We start from the raw sequence: 19,165 nt of genomic DNA, 5'->3' as shown, positions 1-19,165 counted from the left end.
GGCGGTTACAGCTTGTTCAGCGGGATCTTCAGATAGCTCACACCGTTCTCCTCCGGTGGGGGCAGTTGGCCGCTACGCATGTTTACCTGCACCGAAGGCAGGATGAGCACGGGCATTTCGAGCGTCTTGTCGCGGGCCTCGCGCATGGCTACGAAGCTGTCCTCATCGATACCCTGATGGATGTGAATGTTGTGGGCACGTTGCTCGGCGACAGTAGTGACGTACTGCATGTCGCGGCCACCCGGCAGGTAGTCGTGGCACATGAACAACCGAGTCTGGTCGGGGAAGGCCAGCAGGCGACGGATTGAGCGGTACAAGGTGCGGGCATCGGCCCCGGGAAAGTCGCAGCGGGCGGTGCCATAGTCGGGCATGAACAAGGTGTCTCCAACGAATACCGCGATCTCGCCGGCATCCTCGATCATGAAACTCATGCACGCGGGTGTGTGCCCAGGTGTGTGCAGCGCCCGAGCCTGCAGGTTGCCAATCCGGAAGCCTTCCTCGTCTTCGAGCAGCACATCGAACTGGCTGCCATCTCGGGCGAAGCCGGGCTCTGCGTTGAACAAGGCGCCAAACACTTTCTGCACCTGGGTAATGTGCGCGCCGATAGCGGTATGGCCGCCCAGCTTTTCCTTCAGATAGGCAGCGGCTGAAAGATGGTCGGCGTGTACATGGGTTTCCAGCACCCACCGCACACTGGCATTCAGCTCGTTCACACGCTCGATCAGGCGATCAGCCGAAGCACTGCAGGTACGCCCGGACTTGGGGTCGTAATCCAGCACGCTGTCGATCAATGCGCATTGTCGGGTTTCACGGTCCATGACCAGGTAGCTGATGGTCGAGGTCGCCTCGTCGTAAAAGGCGTCCACGTGAAGGTTGTTGCCGATGATCATCACGTTCTCCAATTTATCCGCCCCGCCTTGTACAGGCGTAGGCAGTAACAGGAGCTTTATCAAGATGCATGCCAGGCTTTTTGCCACTCACTGGCCAACAAAACCGGCCAGTTGCAGACAGTTGCCGATAAAACTGACAGCCCAGATGGCAGTCGACTGACAGCTAATGGCAGTGTTTGGCAGTCCTTGTTACCCTGCATCGGTCATCCATACGGTGCCGTCATGCCTGAAGCCCATCCCCTCATCCTAGCTCTGGTTTCCTACCTTGAGCACGATGCCCTCCCGACCATCGTGTTGGACACCGACTACAACATCCTCGCCGCCAATGCGGCCTATCGCCGTCAGTTTGGCCGGCATGATCAGGCCCCACTGGGCGAGAAGTGCCACAGGGTTTCGCATCACTACGCTGTGCCGTGCGACCAGGCTGGCGAACATTGCCCGATGCGCAAAGCGTGGGACAGCAAGGTACCGGAGCGGGTATTGCACATTCATCACACACCACGCGGCCCGGAGCATGTGGATGTCGAGTTGCGGCCGATCCTGGATGAACAGGGCAAGGTAGTGGCCTTTGTCGAACGCCTCACCACCATCACCCTCGCCTCGGCGCAGCCTCAGGAGCAAGGGTTGGTCGGCCGCGCGCCAACCTTCAAGGCCGCGCTGGCCAGCCTGCAGCGTGCGGCACCGGCGCAGATCCCGGTGTTGTTGCAGGGGGAGTCGGGGACCGGTAAGGAGCTGTTCGCCCGTGCAGTGCACATGGGCAGCCCCAGGGCCAACGGCCCGCTGGTAGTGGTCGACTGCACCGGCCTGACCGAGTCATTGTTCGAGAGTGAATTGTTCGGCTATGAGAAGGGCGCGTTCACCGGAGCGAATCAGCGCAAGATAGGCTTGGCCGAGGCGGCCCATGGCGGCACCCTGTTCCTCGACGAAATCGGTGAAGTGCCGCTGGCGATGCAGGTGAAGCTGCTGCGCCTGATCGAGTCCGGCAGTTTCCGTCCCGTGGGCAGCCTGCGCACTGTGCATTCGGATTTCCGCCTGATATCGGCCACCCACAAACCGCTCAAGAAAATGGTCGCGGATGGCTCTTTCCGTGAAGACCTTTACTACCGCATCAGCGGCTTCCCGATTCGTCTGCCTGCGTTACGCGAACGGGTGGAAGATCTACCGCTACTCGCCCAGAGCCTGCTGCAGCGCATGGCCGGCCAGCCGACGCCCAAGCTAAGTGAAGACGCCTTGCAGCAACTTGCGTTGCATCCGTTTCCGGGCAATATCCGCGAGCTGCGCAACATTCTGGAACGCGCGCGTTTGTTTGCCGATGACGGTGTGATCAGACCGGAGCATTTGCCGGAAGACACCGGACTGGCTGGCGCAGCTAAAGGAAGCGGCCGTCGCAATGACCTGGGTGAATTGGCGCAGGCGCTGGAGCAGTTCAAGGGGTCGCGTAGTGAACTGGCCAGCCACCTAGGCATGAGTGAACGCACGCTGTATCGCCGCTTGAAAGCGCTCGGGCTGCACTGAAAGAACGGCAGACTTTACCGGACCTTTACCTGCGTCCTGACATTACAAGGGAAAAATCGTGGTCTGATCAGTTAACCGAATCTGGCAATCAATACGTGCCAGGCGATAACACGCAGAGGACCGCATCAAATGAAGAAAACCCTAACCGTGATCTGCGCCGCGCTCATACTCAGCGTACCGCTGGCCAGCTTCGCGCAGCCTGGCCCACCTGATCGACATGATGGCAGCCGATCGCACCAAGGCAACCCGCCACATGCTCATCCGCACCAGCAGGGCCGCCATGACAACGGCCGCGGTCCTGCTTACCGAGATCCAAACTTCCGTCCACAGCACGGCATGCCGATACCTCATAAGCAGTGGCACCGTGGTCATGCCGTTGATCCACATTACCGTGGTGACCGTTACTGGGTAACCGACTGGAAAGCGCGCCACCTGTATGCGCCACCTCGTAATCATCGCTGGCTGTATGTGAATGGCGACTATGTGCTGGTGGCTATTGCCAGCGGTGTGATCGTGAACATTCTCACCGGCTACTGATTTTTTGCAGACACTAAAAAGCCCGCATCAGCGGGCTTCTTAGTGTCTGGCGACTTACACCTGATCAGAAGTCCAGGTTCGAGACCGACAGCGCGTTACTTTCGATGAAGTCACGACGCGGCTCGACCGCATCACCCATCAGAGTGTTGAAGATCTGGTCAGCAGCAATGGCATCTTCGATCGTGACCTTGAGCATGCGGCGAACGGTCGGGTCCATGGTGGTTTCCCACAGCTGGTCCGGGTTCATCTCACCCAGCCCTTTGTATCGCTGAATCGTATGGCGCTTGGTGGTCTCGTTCATCAGCCAATCCAGGCCCTCTTTGAACTCGACGATTGCCTTGCGACGTTCACCGCGCTGTACGTACGCACCTTCACCCAACAGGCTCGACAGCTTGGCACCAATGTTGACTACGGTACGGTAGTCATTGCTGCCGAAGAAGTCGCGGTTGAACGTGATGTAGCTGGCTAAGCCATGGGAGGTGATCTCCACTTCAGGCAGCCATACGTTGCGCTCTTTGTCTTCACGCAGGCTGGCGTTGTAAGCCAAGCCAGACTTCTGATTGGAGTTCAGACGCGCCTGGAACTGGGCCAGCCAGGCCTGCATCACAGCGTGGTCGCCCAACTGCTCCAGAGTCACCTCCGGCAGGTAGACGAAGTGCTCAGTCAGCTCTTCCGGGTACAAGCGCGACAGGCGCTTGAGGGTCTTCATGACACTACGGAACTCATTCACCAGCGCTTCCAGCTGCACACCAGAAACTGCTGGCGCGGATTCGTCCAGGTGCAGGCTGGCATCTTCCAGAGCCGACTGGGTCATGTACTCTTCCATGGCCTCATCGTCCTTGATGTACTGCTCCTGCTTGCCTCTCTTCACCTTGTACAGCGGTGGCTGGGCAATATAGATGTAGCCACGCTCGACCAGCTCCGGCAGCTGACGGAAGAAGAAGGTCAGCAGCAGCGTACGGATGTGCGAACCGTCAACGTCAGCATCGGTCATGATGATGATGTTGTGATAACGCAGTTTATCGATGTTGTACTCTTCGCGGCCGATACCACAGCCCAGCGCGGTGATCAGCGTGCCCACTTCCTGGGAAGAAATCATCTTGTCGAAGCGCGCTTTCTCGACGTTGAGGATTTTACCCTTCAGCGGCAAGATCGCCTGGGTACGACGGTTGCGGCCTTGCTTGGCCGAGCCACCCGCAGAGTCACCCTCCACCAGGTACAGTTCGGAGAGGGCAGGATCCTTCTCTTGGCAGTCCGCCAGTTTGCCCGGCAGGCCAGCGATATCCAGCGCACCTTTACGACGGGTCATCTCACGAGCTTTACGTGCAGCTTCACGGGCGCGAGCAGCGTCGATCATCTTGCCAACGACGGCCTTGGCCTCGTTCGGGTTTTCCAACAGGAAATCGGCGAAGAACTTGTTCATCTCCTGTTCCACGGCGGTTTTCACCTCCGAGGAGACCAGCTTGTCTTTGGTCTGCGAGCTGAACTTCGGATCCGGTACCTTTACCGAGATGATCGCGGTCAGGCCTTCACGGGCGTCGTCGCCAGTGGTTGCCACCTTGTTCTTCTTGGCCAGGCCTTCCTGCTCGATGTAGTTGTTAAGGCTACGGGTCAGCGAGGAACGGAAGCCCACCAGGTGGGTACCGCCATCACGTTGCGGAATGTTGTTGGTGAAGCACAGCAGGTTTTCGTTGAAGCTGTCGTTCCATTGCAGGGCGACTTCAACACCCACGCCATCGTCACGCTGAACGTTGAAGTGGAAAACCTGAGAGTTGACCGGCGTCTTGTTGGTGTTCAAGTACTCGACGAACGCACGCAGGCCGCCTTCGTACTTGAAGAACTCTTCCTTACCGCTGCGCTCATCCTTCAGCAGAATGCCGACGCCCGAGTTGAGGAACGACAGTTCGCGGATACGCTTGGCCAGGATGTCCCAGCTGAAGTGAATGTTCTTGAAGGTTTCAGCCGATGGCTTGAAGTGGATGTGGGTACCCGTGGTTTCACTGTCACCAACAACCGCCATAGGTGCTTGTGGAACACCGTGAACGTAAGTCTGTTCCCAGATCTTGCCGCTACGGCGAACGGTCAGAACCAGCTTTTCGGACAGGGCGTTCACAACCGACACACCTACACCGTGCAGACCGCCGGATACTTTGTAGGAGTTGTCGTCGAACTTACCGCCGGCGTGCAGCACAGTCATGATGACCTCGGCTGCGGAAACGCCTTCTTCCTTATGCACATCGACCGGAATGCCGCGCCCGTTGTCGCGCACACTGATAGATTCGTCCGGGTGGATGATGACAGTGATGTCATCGCAGTGACCGGCGAGGGCTTCGTCGATCGAGTTGTCGACCACCTCGAAGACCATGTGGTGCAGGCCACTACCATCATCGGTGTCGCCAATGTACATGCCGGGACGCTTGCGTACGGCATCCAAACCTTTCAGCACCTTGATGCTGGAGGAGTCGTACGTTTGATTTTCGCTCATGCCTTCACTCCCGATGGTCGTGGGTCTGGGTGATACGGCCTTGTTCCACGTGGAACAAAGCAACTGGCGTTTCCGTCTGCCAGCCTTCCCTCAGTAATTCGTGATCTACACAGGTGATGAACACCTGGCAGCGTAATTCTTCAAGCAAGCGGCACAGTGCGCGGCGATGCTGGTCATCCAGTTCGGACGGCAAGTCATCCACGAGATAAATACAGTGACCGCGGCGAGCCTGACTAACGAGATGGCCTTGGGCAATGCGCAATGCGCATACCACCAACTTTTGCTGACCACGCGAAAGGATGTCGGCTGCATTGTTGCCAGCCAACCGCAAACGCAGATCAGCACGCTGCGGACCGGCTTGGGTATGGCCCATCTGCTGATCGCGAAGGAGAGAGGAGGCGAGTACTTCTTGCAGTTCGCGGTCCTTGTCCCAGCCTCGGTAGTAGCTTAGGGTCAACCCGTCCAGCTCGACCAGTTCGCTCAGGGTTCGCTCGAAGACGGGCTTCAAGGCCTTGATGTAGTTGCGACGGTATTCATCTATTTCCGCGCTAGCCAGGCACAATTCCCGGTCCCAGGCGGCTTGCGAAGCTGGGTCAAGTGTACCATGACGCAACCATGAGTTCCGCTGCCGCAGCGCCTTCTGAAGGCGTTGCCAGGCTGGCAGAAAACGAGGTTCCACGTGGAACACCCCCCAATCCAGAAACTGGCGGCGTATTTTGGGGGCACCTTCAAGCAGCCGGAAGCTGTCTGGGTTGATGAGCTGCAGCGGCAGTAACTCAGCCAATTGCGCGGCGCTGCGCGCATTCTGCCCATCGATGCGGATAGTGAACTCCCCTTGTCGCTCACGGGACACTCCTAGGTTGCTCGTGCCCCCCTCCGTCAGCTGCACCTCGCCGAACACCGTACAGGCAGATTGTTCGTACTGAATAACCGGATTCAGGCGGGTGCTGCGAAATGAACGGGCCAGGCCGAGCAAATGCACGGCTTCGAGCACGCTGGTCTTGCCGCTGCCGTTGGAGCCGTAAAGGATGTTGATGCGGGGGGAGGGGAAGAGTGTCACCGGGTGCAAGTTGCGCACCGCGGTGACCATGATACGTCGAAGGGACATTTCGCCTGCTACAGGTTACAGGCGCATCGGCATGACAACGTAGGAAGAATCGTCATTGCCAGCTTCCTGCAGCAGCGCACTGCTGTTTGAGTCGGACAGGATCAGACGAACTTGCTCAGTAGTCATCACGCCCAGCACGTCCAGCAAGTAGCTGACGTTGAAACCAATTTCCAGCGAGCTACCTTCGTAGTCCACGCTGATTTCTTCTTCAGCTTCTTCCTGCTCGGGGTTATTAGCCTGGATCTTCAGTTGTCCGGCAGCCAGTTGCAGGCGAATACCACGGTACTTCTCGTTGGAGAGAATCGCAGTACGGCTGAAGGCTTCACGCAGCGCCTGGCGGTCTCCGACAACCAGCTTGTCACCGCCTTTGGGCAGTACGCGCTCGTAGTCCGGGAATTTGCCGTCCACCAGCTTGGAGGTAAAGGTGAACTCGCCAGTAGTGGCGCGAATGTGATGCTGACCCAGCACGATGCTGACCATGCCTTCTGGGTCTGTCAGCAGGCGCGCCAACTCCAGGATACCTTTACGCGGCACGATGACCTGGTGTCGATCCTCCTGCTCGATCGGCGCGCTCATCGAGCAAAGCGCCAAGCGGTGACCGTCAGTGGATACGGCGCGCAACGTGTTGCGGGAAACCTCAAGCAGCATGCCGTTAAGGTAGTAGCGCACATCCTGCTGGGCCATGGCGAAGCTGGTTCGCTCGATCAGGCGGCGCAGCTTGCTCTGCTCCAGGTTGCAGGTCAGCGAACCCGGGCCTTCTTCCACAGTCGGGAAGTCGTTGGCAGGCAGGGTCGACAGGGTGAAGCGGCTGCGGCCGGCCTTTACCAACAATTTCTGCTCATCGACCTTGATATCGATCAGGGCGTCGTTAGGCAGGCTTTTGCAGATGTCCATCAGCTTGCGCGCCGGAACAGTGATTTCGCCAGGCTCGGCCGGCTCATCCAGTTGCACGCGGCCTACGAGTTCGACTTCCAGGTCGGTACCGGTCAACGACAGTTGCTGGCCTTGTACGACCAGCAATACGTTGGACAGGACCGGCAAGGTCTGACGGCGCTCGACGACACCGGCGACCAGTTGCAGGGGTTTCAACAGGGCTTCGCGTTGAATGGTGAAATGCATGGTCTAGTCCCTTGCCTTCAATTAGCTGCGCAGACGGCCATCAGGTCGTCAGCGTCCGCAGCAGGTTCTTGTAGTCCTCGCGGATGTCCGCGTCGGATTCCTTCAGTTCATTGATTTTGCGGCAGGCGTGCAGCACGGTCGTATGGTCGCGACCACCGAACATGTCGCCGATTTCCGGCAGACTGTGGTTGGTCAACTCCTTGGACAGGGCCATGGCTACCTGACGCGGGCGCGCGACAGAACGCGAACGACGCTTGGACAACAGATCGGAGATCTTGATCTTGTAGTACTCAGCGACGGTACGCTGAATGTTATCCACACTGACCAGTTTGTCTTGCAGCGCCAACAGATCCTTGAGCGATTCACGAATCAGCTCGATGGTGATGTCACGCCCCATGAAGTGCGAGTGAGCGATAACCCGCTTCAGTGCACCTTCCAGCTCACGGACGTTGGATCGGATGCGCTGAGCGATGAAAAAGGCTGCGTCATGCGGGAGCTCGACTTTGGCCTGGTCAGCCTTCTTCATCAGGATTGCTACGCGGGTCTCCAGCTCTGGCGGCTCGACAGCCACCGTCAGCCCCCAACCAAAGCGCGACTTCAGACGCTCTTCCAGGCCTTCGATTTCCTTGGGATAGCGGTCAGAGGTAAGAATTACCTGCTGGCCACCCTCAAGCAAGGCGTTGAAGGTGTGGAAAAACTCTTCCTGCGAGCGCTCTTTGCGAGCGAAAAACTGGATATCGTCGATCAACAACGCGTCCACCGAGCGGTAGAAGCGCTTGAATTCGTTGATGGCATTGAGCTGCAACGCTTTGACCATGTCCGCGACGAAACGCTCCGAATGCAGGTACACCACCTTGGCGTTCGGGTTCTTCTTCAGCAGATGGTTACCCACAGCATGCATAAGGTGGGTTTTACCCAAACCCACGCCGCCGTAAAGGAACAGTGGGTTGTAGCCATGCTTGGGATTGTCCGCTACCTGCCAGGCAGCCGCGCGGGCGAGCTGGTTCGACTTGCCTTCGACGAAAGTGTCAAAGGTAAAGGTCCGGTTCAGGTAACTGGTGTGCTTGAGCGCACCTTCAACCTGCACGGTGCGCTGTTCAGCCCGACCACCACTGGGCGGCGGCGCAGCGGGCTCTGCCATGGCATCAAAGCTGTCACGCGAAGACGTCTCGACCAGTACAGGCTCGGCCGCGGCCACGGCAACGGGTTCAACCGCTGCTGCCGGGGCCGCCTTGTGTGCCTGGGTCTGCGCCAGCGAAGCGGCAACGGCAGCGCTGACCGGAGCGTTGGGCGCAGCCCTTGGGGCCGAGCTGCGGCGGCTACCTATTAATAAGGAAAGGGCAGGTGCAATGCCGCTACCGTTCTCCCCCAACAGCTCGAGCAAGCGACCCAGGTACTTTTCATTGACCCAATCGAGAACGAAACGGTTAGGCGCATAGACGCGCAACTCGTCGCCTTCGGCTTCGACCTGTAGCGGACGGATCCAGGTGTTGAATTGCTGGGCAGGCAGTTCATCGCGCAGAAGCTCCACGCACTGCTGCCAAAGTTCCACTGACACGGATATCCCCTGAGTTTGAAAGCCGGATGAGGCAAAAACAAACCGCCATTGTACCGGTCGAGCGTTCAGTTATCCACATGTGGACACGTTAGGAACCATGACAAAACAGCCATTTATCGACCAAAACGGCTTTCTGCCTCTGTGAATAAGACCTGTGGATAACGGACCATGAGGTCTATGCACAACCCTGGGTACCAACCTGTTGATAACCTTGCTGTGGATAAACTGCATTTTCATCCACAGCTTTCGCCCACGATGGGAACAGTCGCAGCACCGGTTCAGAACAAAGTTGTAAAACTCTGTACATCACGTAAATCATGGCCTAGCGATGGTTATCCACAGAAGGTTATCCACCTAAGATTTATAAGTTCTTCAGAAAAGCTTTTTATATGTCTCTTCTTTTTTTTCATGTTGTCCCCGATTCGTGTGTCCGATCAAGCACCCTTTGGCACGAACCAGGAGGCACCGTCCATCACAGCTCTATATGGAATGACTGGTTGGAAATTGACCTATGGGCTTGCTTTCTCTAGAATCGCCGGTCTCTTAAAAAGGGGGCCATCCCGGCCCGTCGTCGACAAACCAGGTAACACGCCATGAAACGTACTTTCCAACCAAGCACCATCAAGCGCGCCCGCACCCACGGTTTCCGTGCCCGTATGGCTACCAAGAACGGCCGTGCTGTTCTGTCGCGTCGTCGTGCCAAAGGCCGTAAGCGTCTGGCCATTTGATTTTTCGGCACAGGTGGTGAGTCAGGACTTCAGTCGGGAAAAGCGACTGCTTACACCCCGACACTTCAAAGCGGTCTTCGACTCCCCAACCGGCAAGGTTCCAGGGAAAAACCTGCTGATCCTTGCTCGCGAGAACGGCCTCGATCACCCACGCCTTGGCTTGGTAATCGGCAAGAAGAGTGTCAAGCTCGCCGTTCAACGCAACCGCCTCAAGCGCTTGATGCGCGATTCCTTTCGTCTGAACCAGCAATTGCTTGCTGGCCTGGACATCGTGATCGTCGCGCGCAAGGGATTGGGTGAGATAGAAAACCCGGAATTGCACCAACACTTTGGCAAGCTCTGGAAACGCCTGGCACGCAGCCGGCCGACACCAGCAGTCACCGCCAATTCCGCAGGGGTAGACAGCCAAGATGCGTAAACTGGCACTCGTTCCGATCCAGTTTTACCGTTACGCCATTAGTCCTCTGATGGCCAATCACTGTCGGTTTTTCCCCAGTTGCTCCTGTTACGCGTATGAAGCCATCGAAAACCATGGCATCTGGCGTGGTGGGTGGCTGGCCGTTCGTCGCCTGGGGCGTTGTCATCCGTGGAATGACGGCGGTTTCGACCCCGTTCCACCCGCTCCTTCCTCCCGAACTTCTTCGATAGCCGAGTAATCATGGATATTAAACGCACGATCCTGATCGCCGCGCTGGCAGTCGTGTCCTACGTCATGGTCCTGAAGTGGAACGATGACTACGGCCAGGCTGCCCTGCCGACTCAGAATACTGCTGCCAGCACTGTTGCTCCGGGCTTGCCCGATGGCGTGCCGGCCGGTAACAACGGTGCCAGCGCCGATGTACCGAGCGCCAACGCCGAATCGAGCCCTGCCGAACTGGCACCGGTCGCACTCAGCAAGGACCTGATCCGAGTCAAGACCGACGTTCTGGAACTGGCTATCGATCCGGTCGGTGGTGACATCGTCCAGCTGAACCTGCCGAAGTACCCGCGCCGTCAAGACCACCCGAACATTCCATTCCAGTTGTTCGACAACGGTGGTGAGCGTGTTTACCTGGCACAAAGCGGTCTGACCGGCACCGACGGTCCGGATGCCCGCGCCAGCGGCCGTCCCCTGTATGCTGCCGAACAGAAGAGCTACCAGCTGGCCGACGGCCAGGAACAACTGGTGGTAGATCTGAAGTTCAGTGACAACGGCGTCAACTACATCAAGCGTTTCAGCTTCAAGCGCGGTGAGTACGACCTGAATGTCAGCTATCTGATCGACAACCAGAGCAGCCAGGCGTGGAGCGGCAACATGTTTGCCCAGCTCAAGCGTGATGCCAGCGGCGATCCGTCCTCCAGTACTGCCACTGGTACCGCTACCTACCTGGGTGCCGCTCTGTGGACAGCTTCCGAGCCTTACAAAAAGGTCTCGATGAAGGACATGGACAAAGGTAGTTTGAAAGAAAATGTGTCCGGCGGCTGGGTTGCCTGGCTGCAGCACTACTTCGTGACCGCCTGGATTCCAGCCAAGTCGGACAACAACGTTGTCCAGACCCGCAAGGATAGCCAGGGCAACTACATCATCGGTTACACCGGCCCGGTTATCAGCGTACCGGCTGGCGGCAAGGTCGAAACCAGCGCCATGCTGTACGCCGGTCCGAAGATCCAGTCCAAGCTGAAAGAGTTGTCCCCAGGCCTGGAATTGACCGTCGACTACGGCTTCCTGTGGTTTATCGCCCAGCCGATCTTCTGGCTGCTGCAACATATCCACAGCCTGCTGGGTAACTGGGGCTGGTCGATCATCGTGCTGACCATGTTGATCAAAGGCCTGTTCTTCCCGCTGTCGGCTGCCAGCTACCGCTCCATGGCGCGTATGCGTGCCGTTGCACCTAAGCTCGCCGCACTCAAGGAACGCTTCGGTGACGATCGCCAGAAGATGTCCCAGGCGATGATGGAGCTTTACAAGAAAGAGAAGATCAACCCGCTGGGCGGCTGCCTGCCGATCCTGGTGCAAATGCCGGTATTCCTGGCCCTGTACTGGGTATTGCTGGAAAGCGTGGAAATGCGCCAGGCCCCATGGATACTGTGGATTACCGACCTGTCGATCAAGGATCCGTTCTTCATCCTGCCGATCATCATGGGCGCCACCATGTTCATCCAGCAGCGCCTGAACCCGACACCGCCGGATCCGATGCAGGCCAAGGTGATGAAAATGATGCCAATCATCTTCACCTTCTTCTTCCTGTGGTTCCCTGCCGGTCTGGTGCTGTACTGGGTTGTGAACAACTGCCTGTCGATTTCGCAGCAGTGGTACATCACTCGCCGTATCGAAGCAGCTACCAAAAAAGCTGCTGCTTGACGGGCTAATACGCTAGCCTGTGAATAAAAAACGCCCCCTAGTGGGGCGTTTTTGCTATCTGTCGTTTTGTCGTAGAGGCTTTCGAGCATGAACACTGTGCGTGAAACCATCGCCGCCATCGCCACGGCCCAGGGCCGTGGTGGTGTGGGTATTGTCAGGTTGTCCGGCCCTCTGGCTGCCAAGGCCGGCCTGTTGATCACCGGCCGCACCCTGACCCCGCGGCATGCCCATTACGGCCCATTCCGCGACGATGACGGGCTGGTGCTGGACGAAGGGATTGCGTTGTTCTTTCCTGGGCCTAATTCGTTCACTGGCGAGGACGTGCTTGAACTGCAGGGTCACGGCGGTCCTGTGGTGCTGGACATGCTGCTGCAGCGCTGTGTACAAGTCGGCTGTCGTCTGGCCCGCCCGGGCGAATTCAGCGAGCGCGCTTTCCTCAACGACAAGCTCGACCTGGCTCAGGCCGAAGCCATCGCCGACCTGATCGAGGCGAGTTCCAGCCAGGCAGCGCGCAACGCCCTGCGCTCGCTGCAAGGGGAATTCTCCAGGCGTGTGCACAGCCTCACCGAGGCGTTGATTGCCCTGCGTATTTACGTCGAGGCGGCGATCGACTTTCCTGAGGAAGAGATCGACTTCCTTGCCGATGGCCACGTGCTGTCGATGCTTGATGCCGTGCGCAGCGAGTTATCCACTGTGCAGCGCGAGGCCGGGCAAGGCGCCTTGCTGCGCGACGGCATGACGGTAGTCATTGCCGGCCGGCCGAATGCCGGTAAATCAAGCTTGCTGAACCAGCTGGCCGGACGGGAAGCAGCCATTGTCACGGACATCGCCGGTACCACGCGGGATATCCTGCGCGAACATATCCACATCGACGGCATGCCGCTGCACGTTGTCGATACTGCCGGCTTGCGCGATACCGATGACCATGTGGAAAAGATCGGTGTGGAACGTGCCCTGAAGGCAATTGGCGAGGCAGACCGCGTTCTGCTCGTGGTCGACTCCACTGCGCCCGAGGCCAGCGATCCGTTCGCTCTCTGGCCTGAGTTTCTCGCTCAGCGGCCGGATCCGGCCAAAGTCACGCTTATTCGCAACAAGGCCGACCTGAGTGGTGAGCGGGTAGCGCTGGAACAGTGCGATGACGGCCACGTGACCATTACCCTCAGCGCCAAGGGCGACGACACAGGGCTGCAACTGCTCCGTGAGCATCTGAAGGGCTGTATGGGTTACGAACAGACTGCAGAGAGTGGATTCAGCGCCCGCCGGCGCCATCTGGATGCCTTGCGCCAGGCCAGCGAGCACCTGGAGCACGGCCGTGCACAATTGACCTTGGCGGGCGCAGGAGAGCTTCTGGCTGAGGACTTACGCCAGGCACAGCATGCGCTGGGGGAAATCACAGGAGCATTCAGCTCGGATGACCTGCTTGGGCGGATTTTCTCGAGCTTCTGCATCGGCAAGTAATCCACAGCCTGGCAAGGTCAAGCGCCGCTCCTTAGGGAGCGGCTTTTTTTTGCCTGAAATTCGTTGCAGAAGCTGAATGCAGGCCGATGACCCAAGCACCCATGTGAGCGGGTGGGCCCGCGAAGAAGCCCTTACAAGCACCAGATCTCTGCGGATGTACCCATCCTTTCGCGGGCTCGACCGCTTCAACCTGATCATGTCTGCCCGCCAGCGCGATGAATTTTTCATGGCCGGCTTGAAAACTGTGCTCAGGAGCCCTGTGGAAAAGTCGCCTTCAGCTCAGTTGATAAGCGGGCTTTTTTTCTGAGGAAAAAACCGCCTGTGGGTAAACAGGCATTTAATCCACAGGCTAAATGGCGTTATCCATAGCCCTCATGCCACTCCAGACACAGGGTTTAATTTCTCTCTACATAGCGTCATTCGTGGGATAGGAGACTTTATCCACAGATATCGTTGTGCATAAGAATAAACATAAAAACAAAGCTTTTTAAATTTCTTCTCTCTGATTTCTGTTGTTTGCCACTCATCCACAGACTGGTCAAAATTTGCTCAGACGGTTTCTTTACTGGGGGTGAAGTCCCTATACTTGTCCGCTTACCTTCTCTATTCGCAAAAACAGGCACGAGGTGCGTGGTGGATTTCCCTTCCCGTTTTGACGTGATCGTCATCGGCGGCGGCCATGCCGGTACCGAGGCTGCGCTTGCGTCTGCACGCATGGGTGTGAAAACCCTGCTGCTGACCCATAACGTGGAAACCCTCGGTCACATGAGCTGCAACCCCGCCATCGGCGGTATTGGCAAAAGCCATCTGGTCAAAGAGATCGATGCGCTCGGCGGCGCCATGGCGCTGGCCACCGACAAGAGCGGCATCCAGTTCCGCGTTCTGAACAACCGCAAGGGCCCGGCCGTACGTGCCACCCGTGCACAAGCCGACCGCGCCATCTACAAGGCAGTGGTGCGTGAAATCCTGGAAAACCAGCCAAACCTGTGGATATTCCAGCAGTCCTGCGACGACCTGATCGTCGAGCAGGACCAGGTCAAAGGCGTGGTGACCCAGATGGGCCTGCGTTTCTTTGCCGAATCGGTGGTACTGACTACCGGTACCTTCCTCGGCGGCCTTATCCACATTGGTCTGCAAAACCATTCCGGTGGTCGCGCCGGTGATCCACCTTCGATTGCCCTGGCCCACCGCATGCGTGAACTGCCGCTGCGCGTCGGCCGTCTGAAAACCGGTACCCCGCCACGCATTGACGGCCGCTCTGTGGATTTCTCGGTAATGACCGAACAGCCGGGCGATACGCCGATCCCGGTGATGTCGTTCATGGGCAATGCTGAAATGCACCCGCGTCAGGTGAGCTGCTGGATTACCCACACCAATGCGCGCACCCACGAGATCATTGCCTCGAACCTCGACCGTTCACCGATGTACTCGGGCGTGATCGAAGGTGTCGGCCCGCGTTACTGTCCGTCGATCGAAGACAAGATCCACCGCTTCGCCGACAAGGAAAGCCACCAGGTGTTCATTGAGCCGGAAGGCTTGAACACCCATGAGCTGTATCCCAACGGTATTTCCACTTCGCTGCCGTTCGACGTGCAACTGGAGCTGGTCCGTTCGATCCGCGGCATGGAAAACGCCCACATCGTGCGCCCCGGGTATGCCATCGAGTACGACTACTTCGATCCCCGTGACCTCAAGTACAGCCTCGAGACCAAAGTCATCGGCGGTCTGTTCTTCGCCGGGCAGATCAACGGCACCACCGGATACGAAGAAGCCGGTGCCCAAGGCCTGCTGGCCGGGACCAACGCTGCACTGCGTGCGCAAGGTCGCGACAGCTGGTGCCCGCGCCGCGATGAAGCCTACATCGGTGTGCTGGTCGACGACTTGATTACCCTGGGTACTCAGGAGCCGTACCGCATGTTCACTTCGCGCGCCGAGTACCGCCTGATCCTGCGCGAAGACAACGCCGACCTGCGCCTGACCGAAAAGGGCCGTGAACTGGGCCTGATCGATGACCAGCGCTGGGCCGCGTTCTGTGCCAAGCGCGACGGTATCGAGCGTGAGGAACAGCGCCTGAAATCGACCTGGGTGCGCCCGAACACTGAGCAAGGCCAAGCGATTGTGGATAAGTTTGGTACACCGCTTAGCCACGAATACAGCCTGCTCAACCTGCTGGCGCGGCCGGAAATCGATTACGCCGGCCTGATTGAGGCGACCGGTGGTGAAGCGATCGACCAGCAGGTCGCCGAGCAGGTCGAGATCCGCACCAAATACGCGGGTTACATCGACCGCCAGCAGGATGAAATCGCCCGATTGCGTGCCAGCGAAGACACCCGCCTGCCTGTGGATATCGACTACTCGACGATCTCCGGCCTGTCCAAGGAGATCCAGGGCAAGCTGGGCCAGACCCGTCCGGAAACCTTGGGGCAGGCTTCGCGCATCCCTGGCGTGACCCCGGCGGCGATTTCCCTGTTGTTGATACACTTGAAAAAACGCGGCGCTGGCCGCGAATTGGAGCAAAGCGCTTGAGTTCCCTGGTCACCCCGCAACACGCTGAAGAGTTGTCCACAGGTGCGCGCAAACTCGGAGTCGAGCTGAGCGCCGAGCATCACGAAAAGCTGCTCGGCTACCTGGCCCTGCTGATCAAATGGAACAAAGCGTACAACCTGACTGCCGTGCGCGACCCGGACGAGATGGTTTCACGCCATCTCCTGGATAGCCTCAGTGTCATGTCGTTTATCCACAGCGAACGTGACAGTTGGCTGGACGTCGGCAGCGGTGGAGGCATGCCGGGGATCCCGTTGGCAATTTTGCATCCGCACAAGCGGGTGACCGTGCTGGACGCCAATGGCAAGAAGACCCGTTTCCTGACACAGGTGAAAATGGAACTCAAGCTGGACAACCTCACGGTTATCCACAGCCGGGTCGAGGCCTTCCAGCCGCCACAACCGTTCGACGGAATCATCTCCCGCGCCTTCAGCAGCATGGAGAACTTCACCAATTGGACCCGCCACTTGGGCGACACCGGGACGCAATGGCTTGCAATGAAGGGGCTGCATCCTGCCGATGAACTGGTAGCATTGCCCGCAGACTTCACAGTGGAAAGCGAACAGGCCCTGACCGTTCCGGGTTGCCAGGGCCAGCGCCATCTGCTGATACTGCGCCGCAAGGCATGACTGGGAACACTCGCAACAATGGCTAAGGTATTCGCAATCGCGAACCAGAAAGGTGGTGTGGGCAAGACAACCACCTGTATCAATCTCGCCGCCTCGCTGGCTGCGACCAAGCGTCGTGTCCTGCTGATCGACCTCGATCCGCAGGGCAACGCCACCATGGGCAGCGGTGTGGACAAGCACGAGCTCGAGCACTCGGTCTACGACCTGCTGATCGGGGAGTGCGACTTGGCCCAGGCTATGCACTACTCCGAGCACGGAGGCTTCCAGTTGCTGCCGGCCAACCGTGACCTGACCGCCGCTGAGGTGGTGCTGCTGGAAATGCAGGTCAAGGAGAGCCGTCTGCGCAACGCGCTGGCGCCCATCCGCGATAACTACGACTACATCCTCATCGACTGCCCACCGTCGCTGTCGATGCTCACGCTCAATGCGCTGGTCGCTTCCGATGGCGTAATTATCCCCATGCAGTGTGAGTACTACGCGCTGGAAGGTCTCAGCGACCTTGTGGATAACATCAAGCGCATCGCCGCCCGGTTGAACCCGGAGTTGAAGATCGAGGGCCTGCTGCGGACCATGTACGATCCGCGTCTGAGCCTGAACAACGATGTTTCGGCGCAGTTGAAGGAGCACTTTGGCCCTCAGCTGTACGACACGGTCATTCCGCGCAACATTCGCTTGGCCGAGGCCCCCAGCTTCGGCATGCCAGCCCTTGCTTACGACAAGCAATCGCGGGGCGCGCTGGCTTACCTGGCCCTGGCAGGGGAACTGGTACGCCGTCAACGCCGTCCATCACGCACTGCACAAACAACTTAAGGAATCCGTATGGCCGTCAAGAAACGGGGTCTCGGACGTGGGTTGGATGCACTGCTCAGTGGTCCTTCCGTCAGCGCGCTCGAAGAGCAGGCTGTGAAGATCGACCAGAAAGAACTGCAACACCTGCCGGTCGAGCTGGTCCAGCGTGGCAAGTATCAGCCTCGCCGGGACATGGACCCGGAGGCGCTGGAAGAGCTTGCGCACTCGATTCGCAACCATGGTGTGATGCAACCGATCGTGGTGCGCCCGATTGGCGACAACCGATACGAGATCATCGCCGGTGAGCGCCGTTGGCGCGCTACCCAGCAGGCCGGCCTGGACACGATCCCGGCCATGGTCCGCGAAGTGCCCGACGAAGCCGCCATCGCCATGGCATTGATCGAGAACATCCAGCGCGAAGACCTCAACCCACTGGAAGAGGCCATGGCCCTGCAGCGCCTGCAACAGGAATTCGAGCTTACCCAGCAGCAGGTGGCTGACGCTGTGGGCAAGTCGCGGGTGACCGTGGCCAACCTGCTGCGCCTCATTACCTTGCCCGATGCGATCAAGACCATGCTCGCCCACGGTGACCTGGAGATGGGGCATGCCCGTGCATTGCTCGGCCTGGATGAAAATCGTCAGGAGGAGGGGGCGCGTCATGTTGTCGCACGTGGCCTCACCGTGCGCCAAACCGAAGCACTGGTCCGTCAGTGGCTCAGCGACAAGCCTGATCCGGTCGAACCGAGCAAACCTGATCCGGATATCGCTCGCCTTGAACAGCGGCTCGCAGAGCGCCTGGGCTCGGCCGTGCAGATCCGTCATGGCAACAAGGGCAAAGGCCAGTTGGTTATTCGCTACAACTCGCTTGACGAGTTGCAAGGCGTGCTCGCTCACATCCGCTGAAACAATTCCTGTTGTAGCGTGAAGTCGGAAATCACTACCGAAGAGTTGAATAGGGGTTAATCCACCCCTATACTCTGCGCGCATTTTGTCGGCACAAATTATGCCAAGTCATAGCTGACTTGTTGGTCGACTTCCGAGGAGCAGTTGTGATGGAAATACGCACGCCAAACCGCCTGCCTTTCCATCGCTGGGCGGTTTTTCCGGTACTGCTGGCTCAATTTGTCGTACTGCTGCTGGCAACCTTGGTGTTGTGGCAGTGGAAAGGGTCGGTCAGTGGATATTCAGGCCTTTGCGGAGGTTTGATTGCCTGGCTGCCCAATGTGTATTTCGCCTGGAAGGCTTTTCGCTTCAGCGGGGCTCGGGCGGCACAAGCTATCGTCAAGTCGTTTTACGCTGGCGAGGCAGGCAAGATGATTTTGACGGCAGTGCTTTTTGCACTGACCTTTGCAGGAGTGAAGCCACTGGCGCCGCTAGCAGTATTCGGCGTCTTCGTGTTGACCCTTTTGGTCAGCTGGTTCGCGCCCCTGCTGATGAATAAAAGACTTTCGAGACCTTAGGGCG

General features: G+C 58.4%; 17 protein-coding genes. 12 read left to right on the top strand and 5 right to left on the bottom strand.

Annotated features, from left to right (window positions below; translation table 11 throughout):
• Positions 1 to 5 precede the first annotated feature (5 nt).
• Positions 6 to 890, bottom strand: coding sequence for an MBL fold metallo-hydrolase (locus ACF8RA_RS17945; RefSeq protein WP_176682967.1), 885 nt, complete (start codon positions 888 to 890; stop codon positions 6 to 8).
• A 222-nt stretch (positions 891 to 1,112) separates the two neighbouring features.
• On the opposite strand from ACF8RA_RS17945, the gene ACF8RA_RS17940 reads away from it, so the two are divergent.
• On the top strand, positions 1,113 to 2,405 hold the full coding sequence (locus ACF8RA_RS17940; RefSeq protein ID WP_176682966.1) for a sigma-54-dependent Fis family transcriptional regulator: 1,293 nt from the start codon (positions 1,113 to 1,115) through the stop codon (positions 2,403 to 2,405).
• A 129-nt stretch (positions 2,406 to 2,534) separates the two neighbouring features.
• Positions 2,535 to 2,942: an RcnB family protein gene (locus ACF8RA_RS17935; RefSeq protein ID WP_176682965.1), complete on the top strand. Its 408-nt coding sequence runs from the start codon at positions 2,535 to 2,537 to the stop codon at positions 2,940 to 2,942.
• 64 nt (positions 2,943 to 3,006) lie between these two features.
• Here ACF8RA_RS17935 and gyrB read toward each other — a convergent pair whose 3' ends face one another.
• From gyrB to dnaA, 4 genes are read right to left on the bottom strand one after another with little or no spacing between them, the layout of a single operon-like run.
• Positions 3,007 to 5,427: a DNA topoisomerase (ATP-hydrolyzing) subunit B gene (gyrB, locus tag ACF8RA_RS17930; protein WP_103469538.1), complete on the bottom strand. Its 2,421-nt coding sequence runs from the start codon at positions 5,425 to 5,427 to the stop codon at positions 3,007 to 3,009.
• A gap of 4 nt (positions 5,428 to 5,431) precedes the next feature.
• A complete protein-coding gene (recF, locus tag ACF8RA_RS17925) occupies positions 5,432 to 6,535 on the bottom strand; it encodes a DNA replication/repair protein RecF (RefSeq protein ID WP_392519405.1) in 1,104 nt (367 codons plus the stop codon).
• A 15-nt stretch (positions 6,536 to 6,550) separates the two neighbouring features.
• On the bottom strand, positions 6,551 to 7,654 hold the full coding sequence (gene dnaN, locus ACF8RA_RS17920) for a DNA polymerase III subunit beta (RefSeq protein ID WP_021785316.1): 1,104 nt from the start codon (positions 7,652 to 7,654) through the stop codon (positions 6,551 to 6,553).
• Positions 7,655 to 7,694: 40 nt separating this feature from the next.
• The gene (dnaA, locus tag ACF8RA_RS17915; RefSeq protein ID WP_392461463.1) at positions 7,695 to 9,212 is read right to left on the bottom strand and encodes a chromosomal replication initiator protein DnaA; all 1,518 of its coding nucleotides are present in this window, start codon (positions 9,210 to 9,212) and stop codon (positions 7,695 to 7,697) included.
• Positions 9,213 to 9,805: 593 nt separating this feature from the next.
• Between dnaA and rpmH the strand changes: the two genes are divergently transcribed.
• The 10 genes from rpmH (at position 9,806) to ACF8RA_RS17865 (ending at position 19,161) form a co-directional block, all read left to right on the top strand.
• Positions 9,806 to 9,940 (top strand): 50S ribosomal protein L34, encoded by a 135-nt coding sequence (rpmH, locus tag ACF8RA_RS17910; RefSeq protein ID WP_003253163.1) that lies wholly within the window; start codon positions 9,806 to 9,808, stop codon positions 9,938 to 9,940.
• A gap of 13 nt (positions 9,941 to 9,953) precedes the next feature.
• Positions 9,954 to 10,358, top strand: coding sequence for a ribonuclease P protein component (gene rnpA, locus ACF8RA_RS17905; RefSeq protein ID WP_003253166.1), 405 nt, complete (start codon positions 9,954 to 9,956; stop codon positions 10,356 to 10,358).
• Complete coding sequence (yidD, locus tag ACF8RA_RS17900) at positions 10,351 to 10,596, top strand: membrane protein insertion efficiency factor YidD (RefSeq protein ID WP_003253169.1); 246 nt, start codon at positions 10,351 to 10,353, stop codon at positions 10,594 to 10,596. The genes rnpA and yidD overlap by 8 nt, the downstream gene beginning before the upstream one ends.
• Positions 10,597 to 10,598: 2 nt before the next feature.
• A complete protein-coding gene (gene yidC / locus ACF8RA_RS17895; protein ID WP_021785314.1) occupies positions 10,599 to 12,281 on the top strand; it encodes a membrane protein insertase YidC in 1,683 nt (560 codons plus the stop codon).
• Positions 12,282 to 12,368: 87 nt separating this feature from the next.
• Entirely contained in the window at positions 12,369 to 13,739 is a 1,371-nt protein-coding gene (mnmE, locus tag ACF8RA_RS17890) for a tRNA uridine-5-carboxymethylaminomethyl(34) synthesis GTPase MnmE (RefSeq protein WP_176682961.1), read from the top strand.
• 633 nt (positions 13,740 to 14,372) lie between these two features.
• Positions 14,373 to 16,265: a tRNA uridine-5-carboxymethylaminomethyl(34) synthesis enzyme MnmG gene (gene mnmG / locus ACF8RA_RS17885; protein ID WP_176682959.1), complete on the top strand. Its 1,893-nt coding sequence runs from the start codon at positions 14,373 to 14,375 to the stop codon at positions 16,263 to 16,265.
• Positions 16,262 to 16,912 carry a 16S rRNA (guanine(527)-N(7))-methyltransferase RsmG gene (gene rsmG / locus ACF8RA_RS17880; RefSeq protein WP_176682958.1) on the top strand — a complete coding sequence of 217 codons (651 nt, stop codon included), beginning with the start codon at positions 16,262 to 16,264 and terminating at the stop codon, positions 16,910 to 16,912. Before mnmG ends, rsmG begins: the two co-directional genes overlap by 4 nt.
• 18 nt (positions 16,913 to 16,930) lie before the next feature.
• Positions 16,931 to 17,722, top strand: a complete 792-nt coding sequence (locus ACF8RA_RS17875; RefSeq protein ID WP_003253182.1) for a ParA family protein — start codon at positions 16,931 to 16,933, stop codon at positions 17,720 to 17,722.
• A gap of 9 nt (positions 17,723 to 17,731) precedes the next feature.
• Positions 17,732 to 18,604 (top strand): ParB/RepB/Spo0J family partition protein, encoded by an 873-nt coding sequence (locus ACF8RA_RS17870; protein WP_003253185.1) that lies wholly within the window; start codon positions 17,732 to 17,734, stop codon positions 18,602 to 18,604.
• Positions 18,605 to 18,753: 149 nt separating this feature from the next.
• Positions 18,754 to 19,161 carry a F0F1 ATP synthase subunit I gene (locus ACF8RA_RS17865; protein WP_010955890.1) on the top strand — a complete coding sequence of 136 codons (408 nt, stop codon included), beginning with the start codon at positions 18,754 to 18,756 and terminating at the stop codon, positions 19,159 to 19,161.
• The last annotated feature ends 4 nt before the right edge of the window (positions 19,162 to 19,165 follow it).

This window comes from Pseudomonas sp. FYR_5, assembly GCF_043106315.1.
GTDB classification, from domain to species: Bacteria; Pseudomonadota; Gammaproteobacteria; order Pseudomonadales; family Pseudomonadaceae; genus Aquipseudomonas; species Aquipseudomonas putida_Y.
Note: the sequence above shows the minus strand (reverse complement) of the source record. Positions and strands in the feature narration are given on the sequence as shown.

Coding starts and splice junctions, on each gene's coding strand:
- ACF8RA_RS17940 (WP_176682966.1), top strand. CDS start 1,113: ATGCCTGAAGCCCATCCCCTCATCCTAGCTCTGGTTTCCTACCTTGAG.
- mnmE (WP_176682961.1), top strand. CDS start 12,369: ATGAACACTGTGCGTGAAACCATCGCCGCCATCGCCACGGCCCAGGGC.
- rpmH (WP_003253163.1), top strand. CDS start 9,806: ATGAAACGTACTTTCCAACCAAGCACCATCAAGCGCGCCCGCACCCAC.
- ACF8RA_RS17865 (WP_010955890.1), top strand. CDS start 18,754: ATGGAAATACGCACGCCAAACCGCCTGCCTTTCCATCGCTGGGCGGTT.
- ACF8RA_RS17870 (WP_003253185.1), top strand. CDS start 17,732: ATGGCCGTCAAGAAACGGGGTCTCGGACGTGGGTTGGATGCACTGCTC.
- gyrB (WP_103469538.1), bottom strand. CDS start 5,427: ATGAGCGAAAATCAAACGTACGACTCCTCCAGCATCAAGGTGCTGAAA.
- yidD (WP_003253169.1), top strand. CDS start 10,351: ATGCGTAAACTGGCACTCGTTCCGATCCAGTTTTACCGTTACGCCATT.
- recF (WP_392519405.1), bottom strand. CDS start 6,535: ATGTCCCTTCGACGTATCATGGTCACCGCGGTGCGCAACTTGCACCCG.
- yidC (WP_021785314.1), top strand. CDS start 10,599: ATGGATATTAAACGCACGATCCTGATCGCCGCGCTGGCAGTCGTGTCC.
- ACF8RA_RS17875 (WP_003253182.1), top strand. CDS start 16,931: ATGGCTAAGGTATTCGCAATCGCGAACCAGAAAGGTGGTGTGGGCAAG.
- ACF8RA_RS17935 (WP_176682965.1), top strand. CDS start 2,535: ATGAAGAAAACCCTAACCGTGATCTGCGCCGCGCTCATACTCAGCGTA.
- dnaN (WP_021785316.1), bottom strand. CDS start 7,654: ATGCATTTCACCATTCAACGCGAAGCCCTGTTGAAACCCCTGCAACTG.
- ACF8RA_RS17945 (WP_176682967.1), bottom strand. CDS start 890: ATGATCATCGGCAACAACCTTCACGTGGACGCCTTTTACGACGAGGCG.